We start from the raw sequence: 1,614 nt of genomic DNA, 5'->3' as shown, positions 1-1,614 counted from the left end.
ACGATAAGCGGATTTGCCTACTTATCAGCCTAACTGCTTGGACGTGCACAACCAATCGCACGCTTCTTCTATCCTTCTGCGTCCCTCCATTGCTCAAACGATAAAGAGGTGGTACAGGAATATCAACCTGTTGTCCATCGCCTACGCCTGTCGGCCTCGGCTTAGGTCCTGACTAACCCTGAGCGGACGAGCCTTCCTCAGGAAACCTTAGGCATTCGGTGGACGGGATTCTCACCCGTCTTTCGCTACTCATACCGGCATTCTCACTTCTAAGCACTCCACCAGTCCTTCCGGTCTGACTTCACTGTCCTTAGAACGCTCCCCTACCACTGATACCATTGGTATCAATCCGCAGCTTCGGTGGTGTATTTAGCCCCGGTACATTTTCGGCGCAGAGTCACTCGACTAGTGAGCTATTACGCACTCTTTAAATGGTGGCTGCTTCTAAGCCAACATCCTAGTTGTCTAAGCAACTCCACATCCTTTTCCACTTAATACACACTTTGGGACCTTAGCTGGCGGTCTGGGCTGTTTCCCTTTTGACTACGGATCTTATCACTCGCAGTCTGACTCCTAAGGATAAGTCATTGGCATTCGGAGTTTGACTGAATTCGGTAATCCGATGAGGACCCCTAGTCCAATCAGTGCTCTACCTCCAAGACTCTTACACTTAAGGCTAGCCCTAAAGCTATTTCGGGGAGAACCAGCTATCTCCAGGTTCGATTGGAATTTCTCCGCTACCCACACCTCATCCCCGCACTTTTCAACGTGCGTGGGTTCGGGCCTCCATTCAGTGTTACCTGAACTTCACCCTGGACATGGGTAGATCACCTGGTTTCGGGTCTACGACCACGTACTAAACGCCCTATTCAGACTCGCTTTCGCTGCGGCTCCGCCTCTTCAGCTTAACCTCGCACGGGATCGTAACTCGCCGGTTCATTCTACAAAAGGCACGCCATCACCCGTTAACGGGCTCTGACTATTTGTAGGCACACGGTTTCAGGATCTCTTTCACTCCCCTTCCGGGGTGCTTTTCACCTTTCCCTCACGGTACTGGTTCACTATCGATCACTAGGGAGTATTTAGCCTTGGGAGATGGTCCTCCCAGATTCCGACGGAATTTCACGTGTTCCGCCGTACTCAGGATACATTCAAGAGAGAACGAAGTTTCGACTACGGGGTTGTTACCCTCTACGACGGACCTTTCCAGGTCGCTTCGTCTACCTCGTTCCTTTGTAACTCCGTATAGAATGTCCTACAACCCCAAGAGGCAAGCCTCTTGGTTTGGGCTATGTTCCGTTTCGCTCGCCGCTACTCAGGAAATCGCATTTGCTTTCTCTTCCTCCAGGTACTTAGATGTTTCAGTTCCCTGGGTCTGTCTTCCTTACCCTATGTATTCAGATAAGGATACCATACCATTACGTATGGTGGGTTTCCCCATTCGGAAATCTTCGGATCAAAGCTTACTTACAGCTCCCCGAAGCATATCGGCGTTAGTCCCGTCCTTCATCGACTCCTAGTGTCAAGGCATCCACCGTGCGCCCTTTCTAACTTAACCAAACTAAAAATTAAAAAATATGAGCTACACTGTTATCTAGTTTTCAAAGAACATAC

General features: G+C 49.8%; 1 rRNA gene. It reads right to left on the bottom strand.

The features are described 5' to 3' along the window. A 23S ribosomal RNA gene (locus ACTFSL_RS31050) occupies positions 1 to 1,558 on the bottom strand; the annotation flags it as partial. Positions 1,559 to 1,614: the final 56 nt, after the last annotated feature.

The sequence above is a fragment of the Bacillus cereus group sp. MYBK108-1 genome (genome assembly GCF_051917185.1).
In the GTDB taxonomy this organism is placed as follows: Bacteria; Bacillota; Bacilli; order Bacillales; family Bacillaceae_G; genus Bacillus_A; species Bacillus_A cereus.
The sequence above is the reverse complement of the archived record's forward strand: the minus strand, read 5'-3'. Positions and strand labels throughout refer to the sequence as shown.